This is a genomic window from Parapedobacter sp. SGR-10 (assembly GCF_011030405.1).
Taxonomy (GTDB): Bacteria; Bacteroidota; Bacteroidia; order Sphingobacteriales; family Sphingobacteriaceae; genus Sphingobacterium.
In genome coordinates, this window is sequence record NZ_JAAJTJ010000036.1 from 24629 (window position 1) to 30833 (window position 6205).

The following is a 6205-nucleotide window of genomic DNA, read 5'->3' on the forward strand; positions in this document are numbered from 1 at the left end:
TATCGATACGAATATATGAGTTGGTTTAAAAGAAACAAAGCAGGGATCAGTACTGCAACAGAGAACAAGAAAGAGGCTCCGGATGGGATGTGGAACAAGTGTCCCTCGTGCAAAAAGCCCCTTTTAAACCTTGAGCAAATTGAAAATAAATATGTCTGCCAATATTGTGGATATCATCTACGGGTAGGTTCTGCAGCCTATTTTTCCATACTGTTTGACGATAATAAGTTTACGGAACTATTCCCTAATCTAACAGCCGGAGACCCGTTACACTTTGTGGATAGCAAGCCCTATCATGAGCGGTTGGTGGATAGTCAGGCCAAGACGGGATTGAAGGATGCATTGCGAAGTGCACATGGCAAGCTGGATGGGCAAGAGATCGTGATCGCCTGTATGGATTTTAATTTCATTGGTGGTTCTATGGGTTCGGTCGTGGGGGAAAAGATTGCGCGTTCGATAGACTACTGTATAGAACACAAATTGCCTTTTATGCTGATTTCCAAATCGGGAGGAGCCCGTATGATGGAAGCGGCATTCTCTTTGATGCAAATGGCCAAAACATCCGCTAAGCTGGCGTTATTGAGTCAGGCTAAGCTACCTTATATCTGTCTTTTGACGGATCCGACCACAGGAGGGGTAACGGCTTCTTATGCCATGCTAGGGGATATCAATATTGCAGAACCGGGAGCTTTGATCGGTTTTGCGGGGCCTCGTGTCATTAAGGAAACCATCAAGAAGGATCTGCCAAAAGGTTTTCAAACGTCGGAGTTTGTGTTGGAACACGGCTTTTTGGACTTTATCGTTGATAGGCGTCAATTGAAAGAAAAAGTATCGACGTTTTTACGGTTGGTAAAATAATATTTGTAGAGACGCAATACATTGCGTCTCTATGATTTTTATATTTTATCTATCTCCATAGACAAGGCCATCAACCCTTGTTTCATTAGATTAATCTGCGATTCTACCTGATCATACATATCAGCCCGATTATTGAGCTGTTCCGTAGCGTATTTTCCTCCTTTACCAAAATAGAGGTTGACCAGTTCAGAATCGACTTCTTCCTCGCCAAGCTGTCCAAAATCTTTCCATTTTGCAATGATTTGCTCTCTCACCGTAGTTCTTGTGGAATCTCCACCATCTCCGGTATTCAGATAATACCATACAAAAGGCGGAAAGTTCTGTGAAACGGCAGGGCCTTCCCAAATATCTTTTAGCGCATTCCGCTCATGGTAGAAATTGGTTTTGCGGTTATTGAACAACATGAGTATCCCTAGGGTTGCTTCCGCTATCCCTGTGGTGATACCTATGGTATTGCTGACAGCTTCGTTTTTGATGGTACCACCTGTGGCTATGGCACCACTGGCTCCGATGACAATGGCACCCATGGTCAATCTGGACTCTAAATCACTTTCTTTGCTCTTCAAGAAATTAGCTACTTGGCTGGTGCGTTCCTCTTCACAATCCAATTCGGAAGATACGGCCGAAATGACCAGAGAGGCATTATTGATACGTTGTGCGATTTCCTGCTTGAGCTCCAATGCGCGCACACGTTCGTTGAGATTTTCGTGGAGTGCGCTATTCGCCTTTAAGTGGGCGTATTGGGTCAGTGGCTCCAATATATTTATGGCATTAGCAATATTCAAGCTACTTTTGCTTATTTTTTTGGTGATTAGGTTGTCGATTTTCAGACGATGCAAAGGCTCTGGAATCTCACTGGCAGAATATGTGTAGGCATTTTGGCGGTTGCACGGACTCGTGGCAAACTGCGCACTGGTTTTTGTATCCTGCCAGCTTGCACAGGATAGCATAGCTGATGATGAAAATAATATACAAAAATATTTCGCTTTAATCATGCTGAATTTTTTAAATCCAAAATTACAGATATTTCAAAAAACTCCAATAGCGTCTTTTTCTCAGATAAGAAAAGTCTTTTTCATGCACATAGGCTTCCCGTTCAAAGCAGATATGTAGGTAGGCTTGATGAAAATCTTGCAATCGGATAAACCGATAGATGAACTCAACCAAATACCAAAGGTAAAAAGGGAGTATGCATAGCTCTAAAGCCTGTTGGATATGGATTCGTTCGTGGTTCAGTAATATGGTTTCCTTTTTGCAGGACTTTTCCAATAGAAATATGAAAGGAAATATCGTGATGGCACGTGCTTTTCCGACAGAGAAAAAACGTGTCCAAAACTTACTGACAATAACTTTTCCTTTCATTTGTACAATAATACATAAAAAACTCATGCCGTCATTTCGAACGTAGAGAGAACCGAGTGAAACGAGCTCCTCAAAGATAAATCTATAGATGGATAGAAGTTAATTTACTGGTCTAACCATAGATTTCTCCTCGTTCCTTGTCGAAATGACGATTAGATCGTCAGTTTGAAGCTTTTTAAGTGCTTGCTTTTCCCTATCTTTGTGAGATGCAGGCATCTTTTGAAGATTTTAAATTTAACAAACAGATACTCACCGCTATTGCGGAAGCAGGATACACGGTGCCGACAGAGATTCAGCAAAAGGCCATTACACCGATATTGGCCGGACAGGATGTCATGGGTATAGCACAGACCGGTACAGGTAAGACTGCCGCTTTTGTCTTGCCCATGCTCATGAAGCTGAAATATGCGCAGGATGATGATCCACGAGCCTTGATTTTGTCCCCCACACGAGAATTGGCGATGCAGATCGAGGAGAATATCCGACAATTTTCAACGTATCTGGATTTGCGTACGGTGGTGCTATATGGCGGTTTGGGGCCTAAGACCCAAAAGGAGCAATTGGCCAAGGGTTGTGATATTATCGTATCTACTCCGGGACGTTTTTTGGATCTATATCTGGAAGGTGATATCCCTGTGAAAGCACTGAAATTTTTAGTCATGGACGAAGCGGACAAGATGATGGATATGGGCTTTATCGGTAAGATACACCGTATCTTGGAAGTCGTGCCTCGCAAGCGTCAAAATCTTCTCTTCTCGGCTACCATGAGTGAATTGGTACGTAAGATAGCGGGGGACTTTCTGGCCTTTCCTACTGTGATAGAGGTCACGGAGCAGGCCACACCGGCGCAGACTGTCTCGCAACAGCTGTATCATGTTCCTAACCTAAAGACGAAGATCAATCTCTTGCAGCATCTGTTTGAGGACGACGAGGCCTTTCATCGTGTCATTGTTTTCTGCAAAACAAAAACTGTGGCAGACAATGTGTACAGCTTTTTGGAAAGAAAATATGGAGCAGACAATGTACGGGTCATCCACGCCAACAAAGGACAAAATACCCGTATCAACTCGATCAATGCGTTTAAATCCGGTGAAGTCCGTTTTTTGGTTGCTACGGACGTGGCGGCCAGAGGATTAGACGTTTCGAATGTGAGCCATGTGATCAATTTTGATGTACCCATTGTCATCGAAGACTATGTGCATCGTATCGGCAGAACGGGTCGGGCTTTCCATACAGGCGAAGCAATCACATTCTGCAATCCGGCCGAGCAGTATTACCTGGATAAGATCGAGAAACTGATCCGTCAATCTATTCCTCTCATAGCATTGCCGAAGGATGTGTTTGTGGAGAAAACACCCTTTCATGAAAGCCAGGCGATGGCCCGTGAGATCGACAATCAAAAGAAAAAAGACAATCCGGATTTCAAAGGTGCGTTTCATGAGAAAAAACATGCGGCTAAACCTTCTGCGACGAAAAAGAGAAGTGGTCATTGGGCAAAAGGGGAAGCCAATAACACAAGGGGAGGACGAAATAAGGCAAAAACCTTCAAAAAAAGATAACCCCATGAAACTGACACCACTGAATATTACATTGGCTTGTATCTTGGTTTGGGTTATTTCCGAGTGGAATCAAGAAGGAGACCGTATCTTTTCTATAGGCTGGCTGATCGTATTGCTGGTCGTACTGGGCCTGTTGGATCTGGGGTTTCGCTTGATCTTCAAAGATGTAAAAAACCTTTGGTTTGCACAGATCGGCTTTATTTTGGTGGTAGGTATATTATCGGTGCTGATAAAGCTGATGTAGGGAGAACTTAGGTGGTGGATATTGTTAATCTCAGATAGATTGTCATCCCGACTTTGGAGGGATCTAGTTGATAGATGCTTCCTGTCGTCAGCATGACAAAAGAAAGTTTAAACAAAAAATAAAAACAAACAAGAGTAATCAGGTAGAGTATCTCAATACTCACCACTCAATACTATAACGATGAAAACAGCGGAAATAAAAATCAACGTGACATTGGACGAAAACAATGTCCCGGATACCATACAATGGTCTTCTACCGATGGAGAGAGTGAAGAATCCCTACCTGCCAAAGCCATGTTTTTGGCATTGTGGGATGCACAGTACAAAAATTCGTTGCGAATAGATCTCTGGACAAAGGATATGCCCTACGATGAGATGAAGAGGTTTTTCTACGAAACTTTGCAGACCCTGGGGGATTCTTTTCTGAGATCGTCAGGAGGGGATCCTATGGCCGAAAATGTGATTGGAGATTTACGGGATTATTGTGCACACTTTGGTGATAAGATGGAGATACTTACTGAACAGTGATCAGATTGAAGTAATGAAGCAATAGAGAACAAAGACGAAAGAGCAAAGAACAAGGAGCGAATAGTCCTTATTCTTTGTTCTATAATCCTTAATCTACAAAGATATGAACTACTTTTTAGTAAAATCTGAACCATTTAAATATAGCTGGGAACAATTTAACAAGGATGGGAGAACTTTTTGGGACGGCGTGCGCAACTATCAGGCACGCAATAACCTAAAGGCAATGAAAGAAGGAGACTTGGTTCTTTTCTACCATAGCAATGAGGGTAAGGAAGTTGTAGGTATTGCTAAGGTGGTCAAGGAATTTTATCAGGATCCGACTACCGATGATCCGAAATGGGTGGTCGTGGATCTTTCTCCCATAGAGACTTTCAAGCGTCCGGTTACTTTGGAGACAATCAAGAGCAATCCTTTGTTGCAGGATATTGCCTTGGTGCGGCAGGGGCGGCTTTCAGTGATGCCCTTGAAGCAAGAGGAGTTTGACCGGATAGTGGAGTTGGGCAACGGGTAGAAAGTGGATATATCACGAAAGATAATCTGCTTCTTCCCAGTTTCCGTGAAGGTTGGACTTAGAAACTTTGGCCATAGTAAAGAAATCCGCAGGTGATACAGCCATATACCGCAGAAAATCTTTGTGCAAATGAGACAGATCGTAGTAACCGTGTACTGATGCGGCCTCTAATAGGGATCGGCTCTCCTGCTGAAAGCTGTTGACAAATGTATTGAAACGCATCGCATCGGCAAACTTTTTGGGCGACATCCCGATATAGTGCTTGAAGATGTCCAATAGATTCCTGGGACTCGTGCACACCTGTTTAGCCACTTCATCGATTTCGACGATCCCTTTTTGATGATGCATGTACTTTATGGCATGGGACACATAGTTGAATGTGTATCCAAAATCATGGGTAAAGCGTTTCATGAAAAAATTTTGGATTAGTTGCCATTTTGCACGCAGACTGTCGATTTCGTTTATCTGTTCATTCAATCGTCTCCAATCGGGAGTGGTATCACTGATTTCGGAACGAATATCCGAGTAGTAACGGGCATCATCGCCAAAAAAAGAAAGAAGCACTATAAGGGTGTAACAGGACCACGATGACCTGTATGTTTGATGAGCATGTGATGCTGGCAGGTTTGCAACTGACACCCATGTAGTAAATAGAAGCCGGTCTAAGCGGGAATAGTTCCAAACTATGAAAGCTGTCAATTTTATGGGTATCTTTCAGAATGAAAAGAAAGGCCGGAAATATCCGGGGCACATAGCGGAACATGCTTTCCAGGTCTTTGTCTTGTTCGAACATAAAGGCTTTAATGATATGCGACTGTAGCCCGGGATGGATATGTAAGGGGGTCTGTTGCATTGTTTGTGACGTGGTCGACGATCAAATTGTTATTAAAAATACTAATACTTTCCTGTTTTGTTTGACTTCCGAAAATAATTTTCTCCGTTTTTTACAAATAAAAGCGAAATTTCTCTTCGTATTTTTGATTAAGGAACAAGGAGGTTTAAGTGGTCAGTCGATAGTTGTCAGTCGTCAGTATGTCAAACTTTGAACCTTTCACCCCGTTACATAGCGTAATCATCTAACCGGGTAGACTTTAACCCTTAAACAAAAACAAAAGTTATGAAAAATCTAAAAATCCTATTTAA

Annotated in this window: 9 protein-coding genes; 5 read left to right on the forward strand and 4 right to left on the reverse strand. The window is 42.6% G+C overall.

Going from position 1 to position 6205, the window contains the following annotated elements; translation table 11 throughout:
• Positions 1–15: 15 nt before the first annotated feature.
• Positions 16–858, forward strand: a complete 843-nt coding sequence (accD, locus tag G5B00_RS16945) for an acetyl-CoA carboxylase, carboxyltransferase subunit beta (RefSeq protein ID WP_163878350.1) — start codon at positions 16–18, stop codon at positions 856–858.
• A 38-nt stretch (positions 859–896) separates the two neighbouring features.
• Here accD and G5B00_RS16950 read toward each other — a convergent pair whose 3' ends face one another.
• Both G5B00_RS16950 and G5B00_RS16955 read right to left on the reverse strand, forming a co-directional pair.
• Complete coding sequence (locus G5B00_RS16950) at positions 897–1853, reverse strand: hypothetical protein (RefSeq protein WP_163878353.1); 957 nt, start codon at positions 1851–1853, stop codon at positions 897–899.
• Between the two features lie 22 nt (positions 1854–1875).
• Positions 1876–2220 (reverse strand): hypothetical protein, encoded by a 345-nt coding sequence (locus tag G5B00_RS16955; protein ID WP_205966459.1) that lies wholly within the window; start codon positions 2218–2220, stop codon positions 1876–1878.
• 206 nt (positions 2221–2426) lie between these two features.
• Here G5B00_RS16955 and G5B00_RS16960 point away from each other — a divergent pair, with 206 nt between their 5' ends.
• From G5B00_RS16960 to G5B00_RS16975, 4 genes are all read left to right on the forward strand, one after another.
• The gene (locus G5B00_RS16960; protein WP_163878356.1) at positions 2427–3779 is read left to right on the forward strand and encodes a DEAD/DEAH box helicase; all 1353 of its coding nucleotides are present in this window, start codon (positions 2427–2429) and stop codon (positions 3777–3779) included.
• 4 nt (positions 3780–3783) lie between these two features.
• Positions 3784–4023, forward strand: coding sequence for a hypothetical protein (locus G5B00_RS16965; protein WP_163878358.1), 240 nt, complete (start codon positions 3784–3786; stop codon positions 4021–4023).
• Between the two features lie 180 nt (positions 4024–4203).
• Entirely contained in the window at positions 4204–4551 is a 348-nt protein-coding gene (gldC, locus tag G5B00_RS16970; protein WP_163878361.1) for a gliding motility protein GldC, read from the forward strand.
• Between the two features lie 103 nt (positions 4552–4654).
• Positions 4655–5062, forward strand: a complete 408-nt coding sequence (locus G5B00_RS16975) for an EVE domain-containing protein (RefSeq protein WP_163878364.1) — start codon at positions 4655–4657, stop codon at positions 5060–5062.
• A gap of 12 nt (positions 5063–5074) precedes the next feature.
• On the opposite strand, the gene G5B00_RS18370 is transcribed toward G5B00_RS16975, so the two are convergent.
• Positions 5075–5626, reverse strand: coding sequence for a helix-turn-helix domain-containing protein (locus G5B00_RS18370; RefSeq protein WP_163878367.1), 552 nt, complete (start codon positions 5624–5626; stop codon positions 5075–5077).
• Complete coding sequence (locus tag G5B00_RS16985) at positions 5601–5915, reverse strand: hypothetical protein (RefSeq protein ID WP_163878370.1); 315 nt, start codon at positions 5913–5915, stop codon at positions 5601–5603. The genes G5B00_RS18370 and G5B00_RS16985 overlap by 26 nt, the downstream gene beginning before the upstream one ends.
• Between the last annotated feature and the right edge of the window lie 290 nt (positions 5916–6205).